This is a genomic window from Streptococcus alactolyticus, from assembly GCF_012277075.1.
GTDB lineage: Bacteria > Bacillota > Bacilli > Lactobacillales > Streptococcaceae > Streptococcus > Streptococcus alactolyticus.
Map to the genome: position 1 here is coordinate 51,318 of NZ_JAAXMT010000003.1, position 25,629 is coordinate 76,946.

Here is a 25,629-nt window from a genome sequence, read left to right on the forward strand (position 1 = left end):
TAATATTAGAAAAACGGTTACAAAGGAAATGACAATGACAGAAATAGATTATGGTAAAGTAACAGGAATGGTGCATTCCACAGAGAGTTTCGGTTCTGTTGATGGGCCAGGGGTACGATTTGTGATTTTCATGCAGGGCTGCAAGATGCGCTGCCAGTATTGCCACAACCCTGATACCTGGGCAATGGAAACCAACAAATCAAGAGAACGCACGGTTGATGATGTGTTAGAAGAAGCCCTTCGTTACCGCCATTATTGGGGGAAAAATGGAGGGATTACTGTTTCTGGTGGTGAGGCTATGTTGCAAATTGATTTTGTGACGGCTCTCTTTACCAAGGCTAAAGCTATGGGGATTCATTGTACCTTGGATACGTGTGGATTTAGTTTTCGCGATACGCCAGAATACCACGAGGTTGTGGATAAGTTGTTAGCAGTGACAGATTTGGTCTTGTTGGATTTGAAGGAAATCAATCCCAAACAACACATCGTGGTGACGCGTCAACCTAACACTAATATTTTAGCCTTCGCACGCTACTTGTCTGACAAGGGAGTGCCAGTGTGGATTCGCCATGTGCTAGTACCTGGCTTGACGGATTTTGATGAGGATTTGATTGAGCTAGGAAAATTTGTCGCGACGCTGAAAAATGTGGATAAGTTTGAAATCTTGCCTTATCATACCTTGGGTGAGTTTAAGTGGCGTGAATTGGGGATTCCTTATACCCTTGAAGGCGTCAAACCGCCAACCAAGGAACGCGTCCAAAATGCCAAAGAATTGATGCACACCGAATCTTATACCGAGTACATGAAACGCATCCACCAATGAGATATTGACATTGCCTCAAAACTTTGATAAGTTATAGCATAAGGTGAAAAAAGCATGAATAGTTACAAAGTTTTAAAATTTGATGAGGCCTTTGTTTACCTGATTCAAGATGGTAAGATTAAAAAAGTGGCGCGTGATTTATTTGATTTTGATATTAAATTGGGTGATATGGTTGATTATATTCAAGATGGAGATATCGTAGTGGTTTTGCCTAGCCAAAAAGCCACAGATAAGGTTGTGTATGATGAGGCTTCGACCAAATCAGCTCTTTTACAGGGCATTTTGAACCTCTTTTTAGAAACCCTAGCCATCCACAATAATGATTTGGGCAATCTCAAGAAAATCTTTTCGCAGTTGCTCGTAACTCTCTTTATGGCGTGGAGTTTAATTGGCGTCATTTTGATTGAGTTTTTGCTGCTGCTAGAATCGCTTATCGTTTTTGTATGGTGGTTATTGGTCAAGGGCGTTCGGAGTTTGCATTTGGTGGATAACAGCCGCCGCTACATGGCTTACCGTAAGGAAAAGAAAGCCACACAAAATCGTGAAAACCGCGAGGAAGAAGAACGTTTGTTGCGTTTGGCTTTGGCACAAGAAAAAACCAAACAAACAGAAACTAAAGCTACCGATGACGCTTCAGCTTCTGAAGAACAAGCACCAACTTCCAAAGAGGACACAGAGGAAAACTAAGAACTTCTATAGTCAGAGGATTACTGACCTAGGAGTTTTTTCTTTTGTTGCAACCTTCTAGGAAGTTGAAAGTATTACGCCTCGCATATAGCCTTTTTTGCTTTTTTTTGCTAAAATGAGAGAGAGAAGTAAAATAATAATGATGAGGTAGAAAACATGTCTAAAATTTTAGTTTTTGGTCACCAAAATCCAGACTCTGATGCTATCGGTTCATCAGTTGCTTATGCATATTTGAAACGTGAACTTGGTGTTGATGCTGAAGCTGTTGCCCTAGGCACTCCAAATGAAGAAACTGCTTTTGCTTTAGACTACTTTGGCGTAGAAGCACCACGCGTTGTGGAATCTGCAAAAGCTGAAGGGGCTGACCAAGTTATTTTGACAGACCACAACGAATTCCAACAATCAATCTCTGATATTCGTGACGTTGAAGTTATCGAAGTTGTTGATCACCACCGTGTTGCAAATTTTGAAACAGCTAACCCACTTTACATGCGTTTAGAACCAGTTGGTTCAGCTTCATCAATCGTTTACCGCCTATACAAAGAAAATAACGTTGTTATTCCTAAAGAAATGGCTGGTTTGCTTTTGTCTGGTTTGATTTCAGATACCCTTCTTCTTAAATCACCAACAACTCATGCCACAGACCCAGCTGTTGCTGCTGACTTGGCAGAAATCGCAGGTGTAAACCTTGAAGAATATGGTTTGGCTTTGCTTAAAGCTGGTACAAACTTGGCAACAAAATCTGCTGAAGAATTGATTGACATTGACGCCAAAACATTTGAACTTAATGGAAACCAAGTTCGTGTAGCACAAGTTAACACAGTTGATATTAACGAAGTTCTTGAACGCCAAGCAGAAATCGAAGCAGCTATTACAGCAGCAAATACTGCAAATGGTTACTCTGACTTTGTACTTATGATTACTGATATTCTTAACTCAAACTCAGAAATCTTGGCACTTGGTTCAAACATGGACAAAGTCGAAGCAGCTTTCAACTTCACACTTGAAAACAACCACGCTTTCTTAGCAGGCGCTGTTTCACGTAAAAAACAAGTGGTACCACAATTAACAGAAAGCTTTAACGCTTAATTAATAAGGGATAATAAAAAAGCGACGTGAGTCGTCTAAAAATCTTAGAATTTTATATTAAAACTAAAGTGAGATAATTATTGTATCTCGCTTTTTTTCTGGGTTTGTCCCATAATTTTTAACGTTTTTAGAAAGTTACTATAATCTATTCAGAGGAGTATTTGTTATGATATAATGAGCACAAAGCGAAAGAAAAATGAGAGATTATTATGAAAAAAGCTTGTTTTATTTTTTCTTGTTTATTATTAGTAGGCTGTCATCAGGAATCAAATAATACTAAAACAACGCAAAGTAGTGAGAGAATACAAACTTCTAGCAGTAGTAATATATCATCACAAGAAGAGAGTAAAGATTATAGTGAATGGTACCTAAATTATAAGTATTATTATGTTCAATCTAATACATCATCATTAATGTTTGGAGGCTTGTCATTAAATAATGATGGTACCGCAATATTATGTAGATCTGGTGCAGAGCTAATGGCATATAATCAAGGAAGTCCTCTGATAGGGACATACACAATCGAAGAGTATAAAGGATCGGATTCTATTCAAACCTATGTCACTTCGGGAAATATGACCGTAAATGGTGAAGAACCTAGTCGAACAGCAGTTATGCCGAGTATTAAGATTGTAATTAATATTTCTTCTGAAGACATTCAGCGAGTTAATGGTACAGTTGAATTTTCAGAAGATCAAACGACAGAGGTATTATATGGCTATGCCAATGATGAAGGAAATAAAGTATTGACAACAGGAGAAGGAAATCAGTCAGCAATACAGGTTTATTTTCACAGAAAACCTAATAAAACAGAATATGTTGTTAATGCAGATGAGGTAAATTTGCGTTCTAAACCAAGCTTAAATTCCGATATTATTGATTCAAGACGAAAGGGTGATATTCTACAAGTATCTGATTATGTTAATGGTGATAAATATAATGATATTTCAACTTGGTAAGAAGTAATCCTTGATGGAAAAGTATGTTACGTTTGGTCAGGTGCTCTTCAAGTAAAATCAGCTTATGAGCAAGAACAACAATCAGTCAAAGATATTGATTTAACTGCAATCAGTAAAGGTGATTATGAATCGTTAGTGGGAACATGGGTTAATGGTAGAGGTGATACTCTTGTCATTCAAGCAGATGGATCTGTTGTCAGTACAGTAAGCGGAAGGACGGGCGAAGGAAGTTTGGGAGGTGCTTTTAGATATGAAAGTGATGGTGTTCCTTATATTGGAGTCAGTAATGGGTATACTGGAGGTTTATTAGCATTGCTTAAGGTTGGTTTTAAGACAACAGGAGATAATTCGGATACTTCTAAACCACGAATTGTACCAACTCAAAATGGTGTATATAATTTACCAGCTGATCTTACTATTATCGTCAATAGTATAATTAATTAAGGAGAAAAATTTTAGAATGAAAAAGATAGCTTTACTAGGAATGATGGGATTATCGATATTGTTTGGTTGCTCTAAAAAAGATAGTAATCAAGCGGCGACAGGCAGTTGGTATACTAGTTCAAATGAAAGTAGTAGCTCGACTTCTAGTTCATCACAGACAGAAAGTAATGAGGAAGTAACAGGTAATAATAGTATTTATGATATCGTTTTAGAAAAACTTAGAAATGATACAAGTGATACTCCAGCGACGCATTACGCTTATTATGATATCGATGGGAATGGTCAGGATGAACTATTTTCTGGACGGTACTGGGAGTCTACGGGAACAGTTGAATTTGCGGCTCTTTATTATGATAATAACGGAGTAGCTGACTATTTGGCACAAAGTTATGTTGCATCAAGTGGTGGTTATCGAGAAGCTGCAAATATTTACACAGATGGAACGATTATTACTGCTAAGTGGACGTCAACAGGAACAAAAATGGAAGATACCCAGTATCAATTGAGAGCAGATAATAGTGGTATTGATACTATAAAAAGTGCTACTGTACCGATTGGGAGAGATGTAGAGTTGTCGGATTGTTTTGACATCAAGGGGAAAAAAGAGTTTGATTTTAGTATTTTGGATTGGCAACCTTTGGCATCAGAACAGACTTCTTCAGGTGATTTAAATATTGACCAGATACTTAATGGAGATTATACATCATTAGCTGGAACATGGAAAAATGGTAGAGGGCAAACTTTTGAATTTAGTGATGAAGGAATGCTTGAAGGAATGAATATTAGTTCGCCACGAGAAAGTTCTTATGGAACAGTTATCTTAGCATGTGGTGCAGCTAACGGTGCACCTGGTGGATTTGCTATTGAAGTTTACCCTACTGGTGTCAAAAATCCCAAAGGAGATCATTCGGATTCTTCCCAATCAAGGTTGATTGCTGGGCAACAATTTATTGACTTTCCTGCAGAAGCATATTATTATAGAGAATAACAAAACAAAAGCAAACGAATCGTTGGTTTGATTGGTTTGCTTTTTATTTTTGGGATGTTATTCTTGATCACGGATAAAGGTGAGGGTTTGGTCTTTGGATAATTCTGGTGAGAATTGGAAGCCGTCAAAGGTTAGGTGTTTGATTTGCTCAATGGTTTCAAATTGTTTTTCAGCCATTAGTGAGACCAAACGACCACGTCCTTTTTTAGAAATGGTTGAATGAACTTTTGGCTTTCCGTTTCTATTTTCCATAAAGACAATTTTAACTATGCGTTTGCGGATATTTGGAGAGAAAACTTGCTCAAATTCTGATGACAGTAATGAAATGATGAGTTCGTCATCTTGGACTTCTTCGTCGTATTGTTGTCTCCAAAATTGTTTTAATGATGTGTTGTCAATCTTGAGATTTCCTTGAAAATCAAGGCGATGTGGTGCGATTAACGTCATGGGACTGATTAAACCGTATAAGGCAGTAGCGATACGAAGGTGGTTATCAAGATAATGTCGCTCCGCTTCGGTTACCTGAGTTCGTTTCATATACCGATACATGAGACCGTCATATAATAGCCATGCGTGGTAGGTTTTGGCTTCCCTGTCAGCAAGACGTTTCCAGCGCAGCCATTCTTGGTCAGCCTTGTTGGAATTAATTTTGTAAAAGTTGGCCAAGTCATCAACAGCGTATTCGCGTATGGTTTTGAGAACTGTTTGACTCATAGGAGTTAGGTTTTGACTTGGAAAAGCATCTTGGTTGGTATGTAATTCTTTGGCGTTAGGAATTAATATTTTCATACTGGCATTATAGCATATCACTAGAGCGTGCTACAATGTTTCGGTTTAAGTGAGAAAGTTTTACAGCCGTCAGGCTGGTTTTTTGTTATAATAAGGCTATGACTATTCAGGAATTGCAGGCGGGGGATTTGCTTTTTGTGAAGGATGCGTCCGACCTGTCACAAGCTATTCAAGAGGCAACAGGAAAGTATAGCCATGTTGCCATTTATTTTGACCACATGATTTACCATGCCACGAGAGATAAGGGCGTGATTAAGGAAGATTTGGCGGCTTTTTTAGCCAGTCATTCGCAGGCAATTGCCGTCTATCGCTATCCGCAAATAAACGTGGAAAAGGTCTTTAGGGCTGCGGAAAATTTACTCGGAAAGCCTTACAATGACAGCTTTTACCCCGACAATGATGCTTATTATTGCTCACAATATATTGCTAGTATTCTGCCTATTTTTCCCCCTATCCCCATGCAGTTTGGTGATGGCAATCAAGAGATTTCCCCTTTTTGGCAGGCTTATTATGATAAACTTGGGCTTGCTGTGCCATTCAATCAACCTGGGACCAACCCCAGCCAATTAGCACAGTCTAAGCTATTACACTATGTAGGAGAATTGATATGATTCGTATATTTAATCCAGATAAATGGACTCGACAAGCTTTTTTTAAAGACTTGGTAGCTTTTTTGTACCAGCACGATGATGTGACCTTGCGTCAGATAAAGGCGGCATTTCCCGAGGTGACCAAAATTGACCGTTTGTTGGAGGAGTACATTCAGGCAGGGTACATTATCCGTGAAAATAAACGCTACACGATTGGTTTGGACTTGTTAGAGGATGTGGCTTGTGTGAGCTTAGATAGTCAGGTTTTTGTGGATGACCAAAGCGAGGTTTTTGCTGAGCTTATGGCGCTGCGTTTTGAAACCGAACTAGCCAATACAACCAACGACTTGGTTGTGCGAGAAGAAACAGGTATTGCACGAGATGACTTGACCTTGGCCAATTACTTTTTCAAGCTGGATGAGAATTTGCCTCTTTCAGCTGCCCAAAAGCCGCTCTATGATTTGTTAGGGGATGTCAATCCTCAGTATGCCTTGAAATACATGACAACATTTCTCTTAAAATTTGCACGCAAGGACGAGGTGGCCCAAAAACGCCCTGATATTTTTGTAACAGCCTTGGAGTTATTGGGTTACATTCACAAAAATGACCAAGGCAAATATGTCTTAAAGATGCTTTTTGACACGGAAAATCTTCTATTGATTAGCAAAGCCTAAAGAAAATCCCTAGACCGAGATGGTTTAGGGATTCTATGCTGTTTTTGACATGAGGTAGAGGAAATAAGGCGCTCCGATGATGGCAACGACGATGCCTGTGGGAATGCCTGTTCCAACTAAGAAAATACGGCCAAGGGTATCGGCGATTAGGAGCAATAGCATTCCCATTATCATGCTGGCAGGTAGGCTAACGCGGTGGTCGCTGCCTAGAAAGCGGCGCGTGATGTGTCCAGCCAGTAAGCCAACAAAGGTGATATTGCCAACGAGTACCACGCTAATGGCAGCTAAGGCTGTGGCTAATACGAGAATATAGAAGCGTTCTCGTTTCAGATGTAATCCCAAAGCTAGTGCGCTTTCTTCGTTTAGGGTCAGGATGTTTAAAGCGTAACTACGGCTGTAAGTTGCCAGCCAGATGAGAATGAGCAGCGGCGCCAAAATTATCAGCGTTTGCCAATTGCCGCCAGTCACCTTCCCGCTTAACCAAGAAACGATGTAGTCCGTTTCATTTGGGTCAAGTTGGTCCATGACAGCCACCATCACACCAGACAGCAGACTGGAAATCCCCACCCCTGCAATAATAAGGCGTGTTGGATTGATGGGCTGATTTTTCCGATAAGATACGAGATAAACGATGCAAATGGTTAGCATCCCGCCTAGCATGGCAAAGCATGGCATAAGTGCAATAACCAGTGGATGACTCGTGTCTAACAATCCAATCATCAGAGCAATGACCAGCCCAGCGCCTGTATTGATGCCCAAAATACCTGAGTCTGCCAAGGGATTTCGCGTCAGCGTTTGCAATAATACCCCTGCCAAAGCCAGCGAGGCACCTCCCAGCAAACAAGCCAAAATACGTGGCAAACGGATGTCTAAAACGATGAGTGAAGTGGTTGGGTCGGCCTGCCCTAAAAAGACTTGAAGGACGTCGCCAAAGGACGAATGCGCATACCCAAGCGACAAAGATAGGAGGAAGGCTAGGACGAGCAAGACGCTTAACAAGATAAAATGACGAGCAGTAGGTCGTTTTGCAGTCATGCTTGTTCTCCTTTTCTAACCAACCATAAAAAGCAAGGCAAGCCGATGATGCTGATGATAGCGCTGAGTGGCGTTTCAGCAGGTGGATTCATAACGCGACTCACCAAATCCACCTACAGCATAAATGTGCTACCTGCAAAAGCTGTTAAGGGCAGAATGAGGCGGTAATCTTTTGCCACAAACAGTTTTATAAAATGCGGAATGATAAGGCCTACGAAAGCAAGACTTCCCACCAAGGCAACTGCAGCAGCAGACAAAATCACCACAATACCAAGAAAAGTCACGGTCATGGAGAAAGTTTCTTGCCCTAAAGATTTAGCAACGGTTTCGTCAAGACTTAAAATGGTCAATTGATGGGCGAATATTTGGGCTAGAATCAAGCCAAGGACAATGACAGGAGCGATAATGCCCAGCATTTTCCAATTGACCTGAGCCAAGCCACCAGCCTGCCAGCCAATAACAGCCTTTGACAAATCAAAATACAAGGTCAAAGCTTGTCCGATAGCTGACAATAGCATAGCAACCATAGCCCCTGCCAAAATCAATCGCAGTTGCTGGTAACCCTTTCTAGGACGATAAGCCAAGCCAAAAACCAAGAGTGCCGCTACAATAGCTCCTAATAGGCAAAGCACCAACATCACGCTATAATGCATACTCCCCAAAAATGCATAGCCCGCAATCAGTGCCAATCCAGCACCGGCATTGATACCCAAAAGCCCAGGGTCAGCAATGGGATTGCGTGTGATGCCCTGCATGATTGCCCCAGCTTGCGCCATGGCAGCACCAACCAAAATAGCAGCCAGCGTTCTTGGTAAGCGTAAATCAATAATGACATCTTGCACTGGCGAATCCGTCAAAGGGTGCTTGAGCACTTGAACGAGCTGGCTATTGGAATAGGTGATGGCACCAAAGCGAAGCTCTCCATACCAGCCCAGCCCAAAAAGTAGACAGAGGCAGATAAGGAGAAGCCAAGTAGCAGCGGTTTTATTTTTTTGAAAAAGAAGGGAGATTGGTTTCATGAGATTTCCTTTTCAGAAAGCATTGGATTGATAGGGATTAAGCGTTGAGTTCTTTGATGGCTGTCACGAAAACGTCGAGTTGTTTGTCTAATGACAAGGGGTCTGAGAAATAAAAGAGATTTTCATCGACTTCTAAGACGTGCTTGTTTTTGACGGCAGAGAGGTTGTTCCAAACGTCGCTTTCTTTCAGGGAAGCTGCCACGTTTTGGCTGTCCTTGCTGGTGTTAACCACCAAATAATCCCCAACATAATCGCCTAGCACTTCTTGAGAAATATTTAGCCAGCCTGCAGGAAAGACGTCTTCTTGCACTTTTTGAGGAGCAGCATAGCCAAGAGCGTCATAAATCAGTTCTCCACCACGTCCCCAGTTCTTACCGTAAAGGTAAATGTCCTTATCATAAAAATCCATGATGGTAAAGGTGCTTGATGGGTCGATGTATTGGCTCAATTCTTCCTTGGTAGCCTTGGTTTTTTCTTCCCACTGGTTTAGCCATTCTTTGGCTTTGTCTTCTTTGTCAAAGACCTTTCCAAGAGCGGTCATCATTTCCAAGTAATTGTTTTTGCCGTAATCAATGACCAAAACAGGAGCAATGGCTTTTAATTGAGCGAGGTTGCTATCAGTTGAAAAGGCAATGATTAAATCAGGCTTTTGCGCAGCGATAGCCTCGGTATCATCTGAAGTCAGATGCACAGCCTTATCCAATTGTTTTTCAAAAGCAGGGTTGTTTTTTTCCAAATCTAAGGAATAACTAGACACATTGACCCCAAGTTCCAAGAGGTAGCCTGTGTAAGAATAGGCAAAATTGACGACTTTTTTAGGATTTTTGGGAATGTCCCCTTCGTAAGAGAAGCCAGTGATTTTAGGCATGCTAGACAAGTCTGCCTGCTTGGTATCAGATGATGAGTTATTTTTGTGGCAAGACACGAGTGTAAAGGTTGCTAGAAATGTTGCTAAAGCGACGAAAAACTTTTTCATATTATTCTCCAAATGATTAATCTATGTCAGCTGATAAGTCAGCAATATTGGGCGGTTGTGGATAGGGTCTTGAACGATCTGGGCATCGATGTTGAAAATATCACGCAAAATAGCTGGCGTCATAATATCGGTGATGCTGCCGTGATAAGCGATTTTTCCAGATTTCATAGCGATTAAGGTATCCGAAAAACGTGCGGATAAATTCAAATCGTGCAAGACCATGATAATGGTTTTCTTGGTTTCAGTGTTGAGCTTTTTGAGCAATTCCAAGACTTCCAATTGGTGATTCATGTCGAGATAAGTGGTTGGCTCGTCCAGAAAAATCGTGTCGGTGTCTTGTGCCAAAGCCATGGCAATCCAAACACATTGTCGTTGCCCACCAGAGAGGGAATCAACGCTTTCATTAGCAAGGTCAGCCACCTTGGTCATCTCCATCGCCCAATTGATTTTGTCCTTGTCCTCTTTGGTCAATCGTCCCCAAGAATTTTGGTGAGGAAAACGCCCATAAGAAACCAATTCATAAACTGAAATACCGTCCGTTGCCTCAAGCATTTGTGGAAGCAGGGCTAGTTTTTTCGCCACTTCCTTAGTTGGCAAGTGTACGATAGACTCTCCGTCAATTAAAACATGCCCAGATTTCACAGGGTGAATGCGAGTCAAGGCTTTTAATAAAGTGGATTTGCCGCAACCATTTGCCCCAATAATCGTGGTGATTTCTTGCTTGGCAATGGTGACAGATAGCTTGTCCAAAATAAGCTTGTCCTCATAGGCAACTGAGATATTTTCAGCAGCAATTTGTGACATACAAGTCCTCCTTTCTAGAAAATGTCTTTTTTATTGTAACAAGAAAAAAAGCCTGAGAAAAGGCTTTTTCTATGATTGCTACTTGGTTAGAATCATTCAAAAGTTTACTTAAAATCATTCTAATCAAGGTATTTTTTGGCGATTTGTAAATCTCCAGCGTAAGGCGTGTGTTCTCCGTTGACGATTTGGTAAGCGTCAGCCCCTTTTCCTGCAATGATAACAGCATCATCTTGTGTTTTTGTTAATGTCATAGCGTGCGCGATAGCTTTTTCACGGTCCACTTGAACGGTAAGCGGACGGTTGACTTGGCTGGCAATTTCTTCGGCAATAGCTTGCGGGTCTTCGTAGTTAGGGTCATCTGCCGTCAAAATCACGTGTAGATTAGGGTGGGCATTGATGATGCGGGCAAAATCAGCTCGGCGACTTTCCCCTTTATTACCAGTCGCTCCCAAAATCAAATACAAGTTTCCTTTTTGGTGTTCTTCCACGACAGACAACAATTTGGCAAGGCTATCTCCGTTATGGGCATAGTCTACAAAGACCTTGGCACCATTGGCTTGGGTGATGACTTCCATACGACCTGGGACGCTGGTTTCAGCAATTCCTTTTTGAATATCATCAAGGCTAGCTCCTAGACGGTGGCAGGCAAGTCCAGCTGCCAAGGCATTTTCTTGGTTAAATGAACCAATGAGCTGAATATCGTAGTGCCCAGCCAAGGTTCCTGCCACGTCAAATGCAAAAGCTTTGCTATTGTGGATAGTATTGTCAGTCGTTTTGCCGTAAAAATCATGCGGTTTGTCAGCCACTTGTTGGGCCACCACTTTGAAATGGTCCATGTCAGCATTGACCACAACCGCTTTGCTATTAGCCATCAACAGACGCTTGTGGTAGAAATAATCCTCAAAGGTCGGATGCTCAATAGGTCCAATATGGTCTGGGCTGATGTTGAGAAAAGCGCCCACATCAAAGCTCAAACCATAAACACGGTCAACAAGATAAGCCTGACTAGACACTTCCATGATGAGATGGGTCATGCCGTTGTCTACCGCTGTCGCCATCATTTTGAAGAGGTCAAGGCTCTCAGGAGTTGTCAGATGCGATTTGAAAAAAGTCTTTCCATCAAGCGTGGTGTTCATGGTTGAGAGCATGGCTGGCTTGTGGCTTTGTTTTAGAATATGGTAGGCAAAATAAGCCGCCGTAGTCTTGCCCTTCGTTCCTGTAAATGCCAGCAAATGCAATTGTTTTTCAGGGTGTCCGTAAAAGACCATAGCAATCAAACTCATGGCTTTTTTGATGTCCGTCACGATGATGGCTGGAATCGCAAGACCATAATCCACTTGGCTCACATAAAAGCCTAGCCCTTTTTGAATAGCTTGCTCAAGGTATTCTTTTTTAAACGTCGCTCCCTTGGCAAAGAAAAGGGTGTCTTGGTCTACATCGCGACTATCAAAGCTGATGTGCTTAAACTGCGGATTTTCAGGCCAATCAAGGCTGTAATGATTGCCAAAGATAATCTCACGAAAATTGTGGTCTTTGGTTAAAATCTGGATGGTTTCTTCAAGTGTAATCATACGTTCTATTTTAGACTTAAAGTCTTTAATTTACAAGTCATAAGCAAAAGTTTATAATAAAACGTAACGCTTATTTTTAAAATTTACATCTAGAGAGAATACTATGTCTGAAAATAATACAACAACGACACAGCAACAACAGATGGTCCGTGGGACGGCTTGGTTGACGGCTTCCAATTTTCTCAGCCGCCTGCTCGGTGCTTTCTACATTATTCCTTGGTACGCTTGGATGGGAACGCACGCCGAACAAGCCAATGCCCTTTTTGGAATGGGGTATAACATTTATGCCGTTTTTCTTCTCATATCAACGGCAGGAATTCCTGTTGCCATTGCCAAACAGGTTTCCAAGTACAATGCCCTTGGTCAAGAAGAAACCAGCTACCACTTGCTGCGGAAAATACTGAAATTAACCAGTATTTTAGGGCTGATTTTTGCAGCCATCATGTATCTAGGCTCGCCGCTTCTGGCTGCTTGGAGTGGTGGTGGGGAAGACTTAGTTCGTGTCATGAAAAGCTTGTCTTGGGCCCTGCTGATTTTCCCTTCAATGAGTGTTTTACGTGGCTTTTTCCAAGGTTTCAATAATTTAAAACCCTACGCCATGAGCCAAATTGCTGAGCAAATTATCCGCGTGATTTGGATGCTGCTCACTGCCTATATCATCATGAATATCGGCTCTGGAGATTATGTGAATGCCGTCGTGCAATCCACTTTTGCAGCCTTCATTGGAATGATTGCCAGCGTCTTGGTTTTGGTAGTTTTCTTGTGGCGAGAAGGCAAATGGCAAGCTATTTTTGCTGGCAATACCAACGACGTGACGGTTGACACGCAAGCCCTTATCCTTGAAACAATAAAAGAAGCCGTTCCTTTTATCATCACAGGAGCAGCTATTCAGCTCTTTCAAATTGTGGACCAAATGTCCTTCATCAATACGATGACATCTTTTACATCGTATAGCAACAAAGACCTGCAAATCTTGTACGCTTTTCTATCAAGTAACCCTAACAAGATTACGATGATTTTGGTGTCTATTGCAACGGCTATCGCAGGTGCGGGTATTCCCCTATTAACCGAAAACTTTGTCAACAAAGACAAAAAAGCCGCTGCTCAATTAGTTGTCAACAACTTGCAAATGCTTTGGATGGTGCTCTTCCCAGCCTTGGTTGGAGCCATTATCTTGGCAGAACCTATCTATACGCTCTTTTACGGAGCTCCAAGCAATACAGCTCTCTGGCTTTTTGTGGGGGCCTTGATTCAGGTTATTTTCCTAGCTCTTTACAGTTTGTTAGCACCAATGCTTCAAGCCCTCTTTGAACCTCGCAAAGCTATCCTTTACTTTGTCTATGGTTTGGTGGTGAAGATTGTGCTGCAAATTCCACTTATCTATGTGTTCCAAGCTTACGGTCCTTTGATTTCAACGGCGATTGGCTTAGCTGTGCCCATTGTCTTGATGTACCGTCGTATTCATGAAGTGACTGGCTTTAATCGCCAAGGGTTAAGACGTTCGATTCTCTTGATGACGCTATTAGCACTTATCATGGGTGTGGTTGTGGCTATAGCAGCTTATGGGCTTCATTTTGCCATTAGTCCGACAACACGTCTTGGTAGTGTGGTTTACATTGCCTTGGTTGGTGCGATTGGCGTCCTTGTCTATGGTTTTTTGACCCTAGCCACTCATTTGCTGGATAAACTCATCGGAACACGCGCCAAAACCTTGCGTCAAAAATTACACTTACCTTAAGATATTAAAAAAGCACCCTTGCGGTGCTTTTTTGTGTTATAGTTTTGACTTATAGCTCATTATCAAGAATTAGAATAACCAAAAAGCCTGTCTAATGCCTAATAAGTGGTAGAATAGTGATAACATTTAAAAAGAGATTGATTGCTTTGGAGCAATCAAAAGAAAGGGGACTAGAATGACTAACGAATACAAATTAGCCACTATCTTGGCACATACGGGAATCAAATCAGACGAAGCAACAGGAGCCTTGGCGGCACCCATTCACTTTTCCACAACTTATCAACACCCTGAATTTGGCAAATCAACAGGTTTTGATTACACACGCACCAAAAATCCAACGCGCGCGACCTTGGAAAAAACCTTAGCAGCGATTGAACAAGCTGATTATGCCCTAGCCACATCCTCTGGTATGAGTGCTATTGTGCTGGCTTTTGAAATCTTTCCTGTCGGCGCTAAAGTAGTTGCGGCGCGTGACTTGTACGGTGGGTCTTTCCGCTGGTTCAACGACAAAGAAAGCGAAAGACGTTTTACCGTTGAGTATGCCAATACAGAAAGCGACTTGTTGGCAGCCATTTCTGATGAGACTGACATTGTTTACATCGAAACCCCAACCAATCCCTTAATGGTCGAATTTGATATTGCGACGGTTGCCAAAGCCGCTCACGCCAAAGGAGCCAAACTCATTGTGGATAACACTTTTTATAGCCCTATTTACCAAAATCCTATTCCTCTTGGAGCAGATATTGTGGTGCATTCGGCAACCAAGTACTTGGCAGGGCACAATGACGTTTTAGCAGGGATTGTAGTGACCAATGACCAAGCCATTTATGACAAACTCTTCTATAATTTAAACACCACAGGCTCAACCCTATCGCCTTTTGATTCATACTTATTGATGCGTGGCTTAAAAACCCTCAAATTGCGCATGGAAAAAGCCACTGAAAATGCACGTGAATTGGTTACTTTTTTGAAAACCTTGCCAACAGTTAAGGAAGTTCTTTATACAGGAAAAGGTGGCATGATTTCCTTTAAAGTGGCTGATGAAAGCAAAATTCCAACGATTATCAACCGCTTGGAAGTTATCACGTTTGCGGAAAGTCTTGGCGGTGTGGAAAGCCTTATCACCTACCCAAGAACGCAAACCCACGCTGATATTCCAGAGGACGTCCGCCTGTCTTACGGCTTGACCAATGATTTATTGCGTTTGTCTATTGGTATCGAGGACGTAGACGATTTGAAGCAAGATTTGAAAGCAGCATTGGGGGCTTAATATGGGACAATACGATTTTACAACCAGACCCAATCGCCTAAATCAATTTACTTATAAATGGCAAGCGTCGGAAAATGACCCTGATTTGCTACAACTTTGGGTGGCAGATATGGATTTTTTCCCTGTTCCAACTATCAAGGAAGCTATCATCAACTATGGTCAGGAGCATATTTTTGGATATAATTATGCCAAAGACTCGCTGTATCAAGCGGTGATTTATTGGGAGAAAAAGGAGCATGGCTACGCTATCAGTAAGGAAGACATTGCCTTTATTGACGGTGTTGTTCCTGCTATTTCCGTTGCTATTCAGGCCTTTACCCAAAAAGGCGACGCTGTTCTCATCAATTCGCCTGTTTATTACCCTTTTGCCAGAACCGTTCGTTTAAACGACCGCAAATTGGTGGAAAATTCCCTTCTCATTCGAAATGGGCATTTTGAGATTGATTTTGAGCAGTTGGAAAAAGACATTGAGGATAATGAGGTCAAGCTCTATATCTTTTGCAGTCCTCACAATCCAGGTGGGCGCGTGTGGTCCAAAGAGGAACTCCAAAAAATCGGTGACCTTTGTGCCAAACACGGTGTTATCTTGATTTCCGATGAAATTCACCAAGATTTAGCCCTTTTTGGCAATACCCACCATTCTTTTAACACGGTGGACGAGCGTTTCAAGGATTTTGCCATCATTCTTTCATCAGCGACAAAGACCTTTAACATCGCGGGAACAAAGAACAGCTTTGCGATTATCCAAAATCCGCAATTACGCGATGCTTTCAAACGTGTCCAATTAGCCAATAATCAGCACGAAGTGCCAACCTTGGGCATGATAACAACCGAAACCGCCTTTACTTATGGCAAACCTTGGCTAGAAGAATTGAAATCAGTCATTGAGGAAAACATCACTTACGTTGTGGATTACTTGGGGGAAAATACTAATATCAAGGTCATGAAACCTGAAGGGACCTATCTGATTTGGCTTGATTTTTCAGCTTACAGCATTCAACAACCCCAGCTCAACGAAAAATTGCAAAAAGAAGCGCGTGTGGTCCTAAATGACGGAGAGCATTTTGGGGAAGAAGGCAAGACCTTTGCCCGCCTCAATGTCGCCGCTCCCCTTGAAACCATCAAAGAAGCCACCATGCGCATAGCAGATACCTTTGGAAAAATCAACTAGTGAAACCATCAAAAGACTTGGCAACAAGTCTTTTGATTTTTTTGATTTGAATTGTCATAAATTGCTAAAAAGGAGTCGCTTTTTGCTATTCTGTTTTTAGGGGTGGCGGTGTAAACTAATACCATAATGTCGAGAGAGGCCAAATAAAAAAATAACTAAAAAACGAAAGAGGTATTTGATTATGCCATACCAAAGTAAAAACCCATATAACAACGAAGTTCTTGCAACATTTGATACATTAACAGATGCTCAATTAGAAGAAAAATTAGCCAAAGCTCACGAAGCTTTCCAATCTTGGAAAAACACAACGTTTGAAGAACGTGCAGCAATCCTTCACCGCGCTGCTGAATTAGTTATGGAACGCCGCGAAGAGTTGGCAAGCTACAATACACTTGAAACAGGAAAACTCTTCATGGAATCAGCTTGGGAAATGAACGTGGTTGCTGATATGTTTAACCACTACGCTGATCACGGTGCTGAATACTTGAAACCAGAAATCATCAAAAACCCTGACCAAAACGCAGGTGATGCAGTAGGTATCTACCAACCAACAGGAATTATTTACCAAATCGAACCATGGAACGCTCCTTACTTCCAAATCGTTCGTCCAATGTCAGCAACCCTTATGGCAGGTAACGTGATGGTCTTGAAACACGCTTCAAACGTACCACAATGTGCCCTTGCAATGGAAAAATTGATGCGTGACGCTGGTGCACCAGAAGGTGTCTTCACAAGCTTGTTTGTCAGCTACGAACAATCTGACCGTGTCATTGCTGACCCTCGTGTGACAGGTGTGACTATTACAGGTTCAACAGAAGTTGGACGTGGTGTGGCTGCAACAGCTGGTCAAAACCTTAAGAAAATCGTCCTTGAATTAGGTGGTTCTGATACCATGGTTGTTCTAGACGATGCAGATATGGAAAAAGTGATGCAAGGTGCTATGGTTGGACGCCTAACCCTATCAGGTCAAGCTTGTGTAGGCGACAAACGTATGTTCATTCACTCTAGCCTTTACGATACTTTCATGGAACAAATCAAAGAAGCTGTTTGCAACTTGGTATCTGGTGACCCAATGGACCAAGCAACAACTCTAGCTCCTGTTGTGAATAAAAAAGCCGCTGACAAAGTTCGTGCACAAATTGCCCTTGCCGTTGAACACGGTGCAACAGCAACAACTTATGGTCAACCTGTCCCAGAAGACACAGCCTTTGTTCAACCGACTATCTTGACAAATGTGACTCCAGATAACCCAATCTTCAACGAAGAAATCTTTGGTCCTGTCTTGATGATCTTCTCATTCGACACTGAAGAAGAAGTGGTTGCCCTTGCTAATGGTACACAATACGGTCTAGGTAGCTCAGTTTACACGGAATCACCAGAACGTGCTTACCGCCTTGCTGAACAAATGGAATCAGGTGCAGTCAGTGTTAACCAACCAACTCTTCCATCACCAGCTATTCCATTTGGTGGTATCAAAAACTCAGGTTACGGCTGTGAATTAGGTGCTGACGGTATCCGTGAATTTACTAACCAAAAATACATCAATAGCAATAGCATTGATATGAAAGTTTTCCATTTATAATTATAGATAAGACGACTCCTTAAGAGGCTAAGAGGCTACACTCTTTTTCTTTTTAGCAGTTCATTTTGATGAAAGCTGTCAAGGATTGTCGTAAAATGGCAAATGAAAGGCATCCTTTATCATTTTATTTCCAATACTTTAGACGTATAATAATAGTGTCAAAAGTTAAGAGTCAACATCTTAAGGATGTGTTGACAGGTACTTGTAAGAAAGGAAAAGAGTATGGCAACAGCAATTATTTTAGTTGCTACTGGTGAAGTAGGTGGCCATATTTTAAATGAAACACTGAAAAGTGCTTACTATGATAAGGTTTATGTCCTAGGACGTGAGTTTATTCGACGTTTACCAGACCATGACAAGATGAAGAGAATCTTGATTGATTTTAACCATCCGATTGTCGATGATGTGGTGTTACAAGACACAGATGTCTTTTTCGCCATTGGAACAGATGACCGCAAGTTATTTGAAAAAGTTGATTTTGGCTATGATTTCCAATTCGCGAAAATTTGTCAAGGTAAAATCAGAAGCTTTAATTTAGTATCTGCTATGGGTGCCAATAGCCAAATATCTTATTACAAATATTTGCAAGTTAAAGGGCGCTTAGAAGATTCGCTACGCAGTATGTCACTTGGTGATGTGCGTTTTTACCATCTGTCAATGCTCATCGCCCCTGACCGCGAGAACCTGCACTTGGCGATGCCATTTGGATTAAGATTTTCCAAGTCATCTCACCTGTCCTAGTCGGACCAATGTCTGGCTGGAAAGGTATCACCCCACAAAACGTTGCGCAAGCAATGGTGAAAAATGCAGAACGCCGCACCAAACAAACGGTTTACCTGCATGATGACATGATGAACAGCGCTCACTAAAAATATGACGAAAAATGTTATTGCGTTTGTCATTAACTGTCATAATAATGGCGTTATAAGTTATGACAAAAGCCAAAATTAAGGACTATAATAAAGATATCAATTGAAAAAGAAGAAATAGAGGTAAGAAAAAATGAAAAAGGTTATTTTGTTAACAGGAGCAAGTAGTGGTATTGGTTATCAAACAGCAGAAGATTTGGCTGGACAAGGTCATATCGTTTACGGTGCAGCACGTCGTTTGGATGCTATGGAACCTTTGAAAGCTAAAAGTGTTAAACCAATCTACCTAGACGTGACAGATGGCGATTCAATCAAAAAAGCAGTCGATACCATCATCAAAAACGAAGGTCGCATCGATGTTTTGGTTAACAACGCTGGTTACGGTCATACGGTGCCCTAGAAGACGTTAGCATGGAAGAAGCACGCGCTCAATTTGAAGTTAACGTATTTAGTTTAGCGGAATTGATTCAACTAGTATTGCCACATATGCGTAAACAAAAATCAGGACGCATCATCAACGTTTCATCAATGGGTGGTCGTTTGACAACTTACTTTGGTGCTTGGTACCATGCAACAAAATACGCCGTAGAAGCTTTGTCTGATGCTCTTCGTATGGAAACCTCTGACTTTGATATTGACGTTTCAATCATCGAACCAGGTGGTATCAAAACGGATTGGGGCTTCATCGCAGCTGACAAATTGGAAGCATCTGCAAAAGGTGGAGCTTACGAAGAACAAGCTACAAAAGCAGCAAAAGGTATGCGTAGCCAATATTCAGGTAACATGATGTCTGATCCAAAAATCATTTCACGTGCGATTTCAAAAGCGGTCAACAGCCGTCGTCCTCGCCCACGTTACTTGATTGGTATGGGAGCTAAACCACTTGTCTTCCTACACACTATCTTACCAACTCGTCTATTTGACTATAGTATGAAACACGCAAGCTAATTAAGGGGAAATAAATTATGAAATTAAGTGTGAGTGGCCAATATTTTCAATTTTTAAAAAGCATTGATGTTGACTTAGACCAATTACCTGAGTCACTGCGCTATCAAGAAGATTATCAAAAAGAAGAATTCGCGTTATCAACACTTGATTACTTCCATTTATTAACCGCTTTGGACGAACTCTTGACGGATGAGCAAATTTTAGAAATGAGCCGTCTGAAAAACATCCAAATGATGATGCCACCGTTTTTTGCCGCTTTGTCGTCAAAAAACGGCTTGATGGCTATCAAGCATTTTGCAAAATTTAAACGCATCACAGGACCAATCATTGTGGATATTGAAACCTTTGATGATTTGGTGCGAGTGAGCTACCGTTACGATTACACAGGCTTGGAATTGCCACGCTTTGCAGTCTTAAATGAGCAACATTTGATTTTGGATATGATTCGGACAGGAACAGGTGAAGCCATAAAACCTGTTCGTATAGGGGTTTCTTTCGAATACGGTCAAGAAGCCTTAGAATCATTTGGTTGCCACGTGAAATACACCGAAGGTAATGAAATTATCTTCAACAAGGCTGACTTAGAACGCCCATTTATCACAGCTAACAACATCATGCTGGATTATTTGGAGCCGCAATTGAAAGAACGCCTAGCCGAAGCTATTTCTGGTGAAAGCTTTACAGGTGTTGTCCAACAAATGCTCTACAAAGCTATTCCAAGTGGGGAATTCTCAGTTGAGGATATCGCAGTAGCCTTGGGTATTAGCAGCCGCACCTTACAACGCAACTTGAGTGCTGAAGGTACCAAATTCAACCAAGAATTGCAAAACGTTCAAAAATTATTAGCATTAAGTTACTTGAAAAAACCAGAAATGACTACTGATGAGGTCGCGTATTTGATTGGTTATGCTGAAGTTTCTTCTTTCTCACGCGCCTTCAAAAAATGGACTGGAATGACCATCACCGAATACAAAAATTCAACTGACGATTAGCATCGTCCGCTCTTGAAAAGGATAAGCACGCCAAAGATGAAGTTAATCATTACACCACAGTTTCAAAGTTTCCTGTCTTCCATAAATATTCAAATGCGAGATATTTTGGAAAAAGCCGAGCTGCCCAATAAACTTTGGCAAGACGAAATCGAATACGATGCCGCTCAATACTTGAAATTGGTTAAAATATTGGAAGAAGAGATTTCAGATGAGGTCATTTATTCGATTAGTCAGCTAGTTAACGTCAAAATGCTGCTTCCTCCCTATTTTTCAGCCTTGTCTTGCCGTAATGGTTTAGAGGCCTTGGAACGCATTGAAACCTATCGAAAAAGCAATGGATCTGTCCTTGTTCATGTGGAGGATTTAGGGGACACTGTTTCTATTCAGTTTTCTTATATGCTACCTGACAAGCCTCTACCACGTTTTCTCATTATTAATCAGCAATTGCTTTTATTAGATGTTTTGAGGACTGGAACGGGCGTTGATATTCATCCCATTTCAGTCACTACTCCTTATCCTTACGAGGATATCTTACATGACACATTTGCTTGTCCAATACAAATAGATGCAGATAATCAAATGCTGCTGGTTAAAGCCGATTTGGAAAGGTATTTCTCTCCTTCTCACAACATGATGTGGTCTTACTTAGAATCCTTGTTTGACCAAAACTATACCTTTTCACCAGTAGCAGAAGATAGCATGACAGCAAAACTTCGCCGAGAACTCAAACGCAGTATCCCTAGCGGTAAGGGAGATTTGAACACCCTTGCTAAACGTTTAGACACTAGCTCAAGAACCTTACAACGTAAACTCGTCGCTGAAGGGACTAGCTTTAATAAAGAACTGCAAGAAGTGCAAAAAGCCATGGTCTGCTCCTATCTGCAATTGCGTCTATCTACTGAGGATATCTTATACTTGCTTGGTTATGCTGAAAGTTCAAGCTTACTAAGAGTCTTTAAACGCTGGACAGGCATGACCTTTAAACAATACCAAACCAAATTATTAACCGAACCTAACCTTTCTCATCAACAAAATATTAGCTGAGCAAAGGCACAAAAATGATGACATTTGTCAGTCAATCATGAGCATATTTTTCGTATTTCTGATATAATTGATAGGGTTATACCAAAAAATGAAAAAGGGAGTAGAATTATGGGAAAATTTCAAGTTATCTCACATCCATTGATTCAACACAAATTGTCTATTTTGCGTCGCTCAACAACGTCAACCAAAGATTTTCGTGAATTGGTTAATGAAATTGCCATGTTAATGGGTTATGAGGTATCACGTGACCTTCCTCTAGAAGAAGTCGAAATCGAAACACCTATTACAAAGACAGTTCAAAAACAATTGGCTGGTAAAAAATTAGCTATCGTTCCAATCTTGCGCGCAGGTATTGGGATGGTTGACGGTTTTCTTAGTCTAGTACCAGCAGCCAAGGTTGGTCACATTGGTATGTATCGTGACGAAGAAACCTTACAACCTGTTGAATACTTGGTGAAATTGCCAGAAGATATTGACCAACGTCAAATTTTCGTCGTTGACCCAATGTTGGCCACTGGTGGTTCAGCCATTTTAGCAGTGGATTCCTTGAAAAAACGTGGTGCTGCTAACATTAAGTTTGTCTGCCTCGTATCTGCTCCTGAAGGGGTCAAAGCCTTGCAAGAAGCTCATCCAGATGTGGATATTTACACCGCCGCTTTGGATGAAAAACTAAACGAACACGGCTACATCGTTCCAGGTCTTGGCGATGCTGGTGACCGCTTATTTGGAACAAAATAATATTCAGAAAACTTTCTAGTTTCGGCTAGAAAGTTTTTAAAAAGCGACGTTTTTATTTGACCTTTGTTGACCAATTGACTATAATAAACTCATATCAATCGAGCACAGCACAATCCTTGATAAACAGCTTGCTCTGACTATTTAAAAAAGGAGAATATTTATGATTCCTGTAGTAATTGAACAAACAAGCCGCGGTGAGCGTTCATACGATATTTATTCACGTTTATTGAAAGACCGTATTATCATGTTGACTGGACCTGTTGAAGATAATATGGCAAATTCAATCATTGCTCAACTCTTATTCCTTGACGCCCAAGACAATACTAAAGACATTTACCTCTATGTCAATACTCCTGGTGGTTCAGTATCTGCTGGTTTGGCGATTGTGGATACAATGAATTTCATCAAATCAGATGTTCAAACTATCGTTATGGGTATGGCAGCATCTATGGGTACCATCATCGCCTCTTCAGGTGCTAAAGGCAAACGTTTCATGTTGCCAAATGCTGAATACATGATTCACCAACCAATGGGTGGTACTGGTGGCGGTACACAACAAACAGATATGGCTATTGCTGCTGAACACCTTTTGAAAACACGTCAAAACTTAGAACAAATTTTGGCGGATAATTCAGGACAACCGCTTGAAAAAGTTCACCTTGATGCTGAACGTGATAACTGGATGAGTGCCCAAGAAACCCTTGAATATGGCTTCATCGATGAAATCATGGTCAACAACGAATTAAACTAAGGCATAAGCCTTATCATAAAAGTCTGCTCTTGCAGGCTTTTTTTGTGCTATTTTGAAAACAAGGTGAGGGTACATTTTCAGACAAATATGGTATAATCGATTTATGTTGACAATTGATGACCAATTATTAGCCATTGATGATGCGATTGATGAGGTTGTTGCAGCCTTTTTAGCCTTAGATAGCGTACAAGATTACCTTGCGGTGCGGCAAGTCTTTCTCTCAGATAAGGCTTTGCAAGAAGACATTGCAGTTTTTCAAGCCCTGCGGCAAGAATATGAGGCTGTTGAGACTTATGCAGCTTTTCGCCCTGAAGTCAAAACCTTGCGTCGTCAATTGGTTCAAACAAAAAGAACAATTGATATGCATGAGAAAATGAGTGCTTTGCGGCAAAGTGAAGTTGCGGTGCAAAAGATTTTAGCAGAATTGACCCAAGACATCTCGTCAGTGATTTCATCTGCTATTTTTGTGGATACGGGACTGCCCCTAGCCGCCCACTCATCTCATCACCAATGCCATCATAAAGGAGGATAAGCTATGTTTGAAAAGACGGAACGACAAGGGATTATCGTTTATTTGTATTATAATCGTGATGCGCGAAAGTTGGCAAAATACGGCGATGTCCTCTATCATTCTAGAAAAATGCACTATCAAATTTTGTATGTCAATAAGGCCGATGCGCCAGCCATTGCAAACGAAATTGCCCGTTTGAAATTTGTGAAATCAGTTTCATTGTCACAATTGGACAATATTAACCAAAATTTTGTAGGCAATCTGGAAAATTTTTGATATAATATAATTTCTGATAACTAAAATTTATTTAATATAAAAAATTTTCTGATAATTCAGTATATTTTATCTGGATTATCAGGTATTGAAGGAGAAAGATGCTATGAATAAAAAGGTTACCACATTTCTGTTGCCTTTTTTAGCAGCCCTTGTTTTAGTTGGTTGCAATAAGTCGCCAGATGTTACCGCAAACGCCACAGGAACAACCATTGGCGATACGTTGAAAATCGGTGTCAATTTGGAATTGACAGGTTCGGTTGCGGCCTACGGTAATGCCGAAAAAAACGGGATTAACCTAGCAGTTGAGCAAATCAACAAGGCTGGCGGGGTTGACGGCAAAAAGATTGAAGTCATCACCAAGGATAATAAATCGGAAAATGCGGAAGCATCAACAGCTGCTACAAACTTAGCGGTTCAAAGCCAAGTAAATGCAATGATTGGCCCAGCGACATCAGGTGCCGTAGCAGCAGCCAGCTTGAATGCTCAAAAAACGGGTGTCCCTTTATTGACGCCTAGTGGTACGCAAGATGATTTGACCATTGACAAAGATGGCGTGAAAAAATACATTTTCCGTACAACTTTCCAAGACAGTTTCCAAGGTCAGGTTCTTGCTCAATACGCTTACCAAAACTTGAATGCTAAAAAAGTCGTTCTTTATTATGACAATTCAAGTGACTATGCCAAAGGGATTGCCGAAGAATTTCAAAGAGTTTACCCAGGTGAAATCGTAACGGTGGCCACTTTTGCCTCAGGCGACAAGGATTTCCAATCAGCTTTGACAAAATTCAAAGATTTGGATTATGATGCGATTGTCATGCCAGGATACTATACAGAAACAGGTATCATTACAAAACAAGCGCGTGATATGGGCATTGAAGTGCCAATCTTGGGTCCTGACGGATTTAATGACGATAGTTTTGCTGACTTGGCTGGTGTGGCCAATACACACGACGTTTACTACGTTTCAGGTTATTCTACCAAAACAGCTCTTTCAGATAAAGCAACGCAATTTATTGAAGCTTACAAGAAAAAATACGGTTCTGAGCCTAATATGTTTGCAGCCTTGGCTTATGATTCGGTTTACATGATTGCAGAAGCTGCCAAAGGTGCTAAAACGTCTATTGACATTGCTGATAATTTGGCGAAACTCTCTCAATTTGACGGGGTGACTGGTACCATGACGATTGATAAAGATCACAATCCAATCAAAACCGCTTTGATGGTTAAGATGGAAAATGGTGCAGAAGCCTCAGCTGAAGCAGTCGAAATCAATGGGAAAAACTAACGAATG

25 protein-coding genes and 2 pseudogenes are annotated in these 25,629 nt (G+C 41.1%); 21 read left to right on the forward strand and 6 right to left on the reverse strand.

Going from position 1 to position 25,629, the window contains the following annotated elements:
- The first annotated feature begins 28 nt into the window (after window positions 1-28).
- From pflA to HFK82_RS00680, 6 genes are all read left to right on the forward strand, one after another.
- Window positions 29-823: a pyruvate formate-lyase-activating protein gene (pflA, locus tag HFK82_RS00660; RefSeq protein WP_206148149.1), complete on the forward strand. Its 795-nt coding sequence runs from the start codon at window positions 29-31 to the stop codon at window positions 821-823.
- A 54-nt stretch (window positions 824-877) separates the two neighbouring features.
- A complete protein-coding gene (locus HFK82_RS00665; RefSeq protein WP_168260437.1) occupies window positions 878-1,510 on the forward strand; it encodes a hypothetical protein in 633 nt (210 codons plus the stop codon).
- 156 nt (window positions 1,511-1,666) lie between these two features.
- Window positions 1,667-2,599, forward strand: coding sequence for a manganese-dependent inorganic pyrophosphatase (locus HFK82_RS00670; protein ID WP_168260438.1), 933 nt, complete (start codon window positions 1,667-1,669; stop codon window positions 2,597-2,599).
- 209 nt (window positions 2,600-2,808) lie between these two features.
- A complete protein-coding gene (locus tag HFK82_RS08775) occupies window positions 2,809-3,558 on the forward strand; it encodes an SH3 domain-containing protein (protein WP_240928792.1) in 750 nt (249 codons plus the stop codon).
- A gap of 135 nt (window positions 3,559-3,693) precedes the next feature.
- Complete coding sequence (locus HFK82_RS08780; RefSeq protein WP_293693138.1) at window positions 3,694-4,002, forward strand: hypothetical protein; 309 nt, start codon at window positions 3,694-3,696, stop codon at window positions 4,000-4,002.
- A 16-nt stretch (window positions 4,003-4,018) separates the two neighbouring features.
- On the forward strand, window positions 4,019-4,990 hold the full coding sequence (locus HFK82_RS00680; RefSeq protein ID WP_168260439.1) for a DUF6287 domain-containing protein: 972 nt from the start codon (window positions 4,019-4,021) through the stop codon (window positions 4,988-4,990).
- 57 nt (window positions 4,991-5,047) lie between these two features.
- On the opposite strand, the gene yaaA is transcribed toward HFK82_RS00680, so the two are convergent.
- Complete coding sequence (gene yaaA, locus HFK82_RS00685) at window positions 5,048-5,779, reverse strand: peroxide stress protein YaaA (protein ID WP_168260440.1); 732 nt, start codon at window positions 5,777-5,779, stop codon at window positions 5,048-5,050.
- A gap of 98 nt (window positions 5,780-5,877) precedes the next feature.
- Between yaaA and HFK82_RS00690 the strand changes: the two genes are divergently transcribed.
- Both HFK82_RS00690 and HFK82_RS00695 read left to right on the forward strand, forming a co-directional pair.
- Window positions 5,878-6,390 (forward strand): YiiX/YebB-like N1pC/P60 family cysteine hydrolase, encoded by a 513-nt coding sequence (locus tag HFK82_RS00690; RefSeq protein ID WP_154454548.1) that lies wholly within the window; start codon window positions 5,878-5,880, stop codon window positions 6,388-6,390.
- On the forward strand, window positions 6,387-7,043 hold the full coding sequence (locus HFK82_RS00695) for a DUF1803 domain-containing protein (protein WP_154454549.1): 657 nt from the start codon (window positions 6,387-6,389) through the stop codon (window positions 7,041-7,043). Before HFK82_RS00690 ends, HFK82_RS00695 begins: the two co-directional genes overlap by 4 nt.
- Before the next feature lie 33 nt (window positions 7,044-7,076).
- Here the strand turns inward: HFK82_RS00695 and HFK82_RS00700 are convergent, their stop codons facing one another.
- From HFK82_RS00700 to HFK82_RS00720, 5 genes and pseudogenes are all read right to left on the reverse strand, one after another.
- Entirely contained in the window at window positions 7,077-8,078 is a 1,002-nt protein-coding gene (locus HFK82_RS00700; RefSeq protein WP_168260441.1) for a FecCD family ABC transporter permease, read from the reverse strand.
- A pseudogene (locus HFK82_RS00705) lies at window positions 8,075-9,097 on the reverse strand (FecCD family ABC transporter permease). The gene HFK82_RS00700 and the pseudogene HFK82_RS00705 overlap by 4 nt, the downstream one beginning before the upstream one ends.
- A gap of 37 nt (window positions 9,098-9,134) precedes the next feature.
- The gene (locus HFK82_RS00710; RefSeq protein WP_168260442.1) at window positions 9,135-10,073 is read right to left on the reverse strand and encodes an ABC transporter substrate-binding protein; all 939 of its coding nucleotides are present in this window, start codon (window positions 10,071-10,073) and stop codon (window positions 9,135-9,137) included.
- A gap of 21 nt (window positions 10,074-10,094) precedes the next feature.
- Entirely contained in the window at window positions 10,095-10,877 is a 783-nt protein-coding gene (locus tag HFK82_RS00715; RefSeq protein ID WP_154454553.1) for an ABC transporter ATP-binding protein, read from the reverse strand.
- A gap of 119 nt (window positions 10,878-10,996) precedes the next feature.
- The gene (locus HFK82_RS00720; protein WP_168260443.1) at window positions 10,997-12,448 is read right to left on the reverse strand and encodes a UDP-N-acetylmuramoyl-L-alanyl-D-glutamate--L-lysine ligase; all 1,452 of its coding nucleotides are present in this window, start codon (window positions 12,446-12,448) and stop codon (window positions 10,997-10,999) included.
- A 103-nt stretch (window positions 12,449-12,551) separates the two neighbouring features.
- Between HFK82_RS00720 and HFK82_RS00725 the strand changes: the two genes are divergently transcribed.
- From HFK82_RS00725 to HFK82_RS00785, 13 genes and pseudogenes are all read left to right on the forward strand, one after another.
- Window positions 12,552-14,186, forward strand: a complete 1,635-nt coding sequence (locus HFK82_RS00725) for a putative polysaccharide biosynthesis protein (RefSeq protein ID WP_168260444.1) — start codon at window positions 12,552-12,554, stop codon at window positions 14,184-14,186.
- 175 nt (window positions 14,187-14,361) lie between these two features.
- Window positions 14,362-15,456: a cystathionine gamma-synthase gene (locus HFK82_RS00730; RefSeq protein ID WP_168260445.1), complete on the forward strand. Its 1,095-nt coding sequence runs from the start codon at window positions 14,362-14,364 to the stop codon at window positions 15,454-15,456.
- A 1-nt stretch (window position 15,457) separates the two neighbouring features.
- Window positions 15,458-16,627 (forward strand): MalY/PatB family protein, encoded by a 1,170-nt coding sequence (locus HFK82_RS00735; RefSeq protein WP_168260446.1) that lies wholly within the window; start codon window positions 15,458-15,460, stop codon window positions 16,625-16,627.
- A gap of 181 nt (window positions 16,628-16,808) precedes the next feature.
- Window positions 16,809-18,209, forward strand: a complete 1,401-nt coding sequence (locus HFK82_RS00740) for an NAD-dependent succinate-semialdehyde dehydrogenase (RefSeq protein WP_168260447.1) — start codon at window positions 16,809-16,811, stop codon at window positions 18,207-18,209.
- A 222-nt stretch (window positions 18,210-18,431) separates the two neighbouring features.
- Window positions 18,432-18,950: a Rossmann-fold NAD(P)-binding domain-containing protein gene (locus HFK82_RS00745; RefSeq protein ID WP_240928793.1), complete on the forward strand. Its 519-nt coding sequence runs from the start codon at window positions 18,432-18,434 to the stop codon at window positions 18,948-18,950.
- Between the two features lie 261 nt (window positions 18,951-19,211).
- Window positions 19,212-20,026: pseudogene (locus HFK82_RS00750) on the forward strand (oxidoreductase).
- A gap of 17 nt (window positions 20,027-20,043) precedes the next feature.
- Complete coding sequence (locus HFK82_RS00755) at window positions 20,044-21,018, forward strand: helix-turn-helix domain-containing protein (protein WP_168260448.1); 975 nt, start codon at window positions 20,044-20,046, stop codon at window positions 21,016-21,018.
- Window positions 21,019-21,054: 36 nt separating this feature from the next.
- Window positions 21,055-22,062, forward strand: coding sequence for a helix-turn-helix domain-containing protein (locus tag HFK82_RS00760; RefSeq protein ID WP_168260449.1), 1,008 nt, complete (start codon window positions 21,055-21,057; stop codon window positions 22,060-22,062).
- A gap of 108 nt (window positions 22,063-22,170) precedes the next feature.
- Window positions 22,171-22,800 carry a uracil phosphoribosyltransferase gene (gene upp, locus HFK82_RS00765; protein WP_154454563.1) on the forward strand — a complete coding sequence of 210 codons (630 nt, stop codon included), beginning with the start codon at window positions 22,171-22,173 and terminating at the stop codon, window positions 22,798-22,800.
- Between the two features lie 160 nt (window positions 22,801-22,960).
- Window positions 22,961-23,551, forward strand: a complete 591-nt coding sequence (locus tag HFK82_RS00770) for an ATP-dependent Clp protease proteolytic subunit (protein WP_154454564.1) — start codon at window positions 22,961-22,963, stop codon at window positions 23,549-23,551.
- 103 nt (window positions 23,552-23,654) lie between these two features.
- Window positions 23,655-24,083, forward strand: coding sequence for a YlbF/YmcA family competence regulator (locus HFK82_RS00775; protein WP_154454565.1), 429 nt, complete (start codon window positions 23,655-23,657; stop codon window positions 24,081-24,083).
- Window positions 24,084-24,086: 3 nt separating this feature from the next.
- On the forward strand, window positions 24,087-24,338 hold the full coding sequence (locus HFK82_RS00780; protein WP_168260450.1) for a DUF2129 domain-containing protein: 252 nt from the start codon (window positions 24,087-24,089) through the stop codon (window positions 24,336-24,338).
- Between the two features lie 103 nt (window positions 24,339-24,441).
- A complete protein-coding gene (locus tag HFK82_RS00785) occupies window positions 24,442-25,623 on the forward strand; it encodes an ABC transporter substrate-binding protein (protein WP_168260451.1) in 1,182 nt (393 codons plus the stop codon).
- Window positions 25,624-25,629 lie beyond the last annotated feature (6 nt).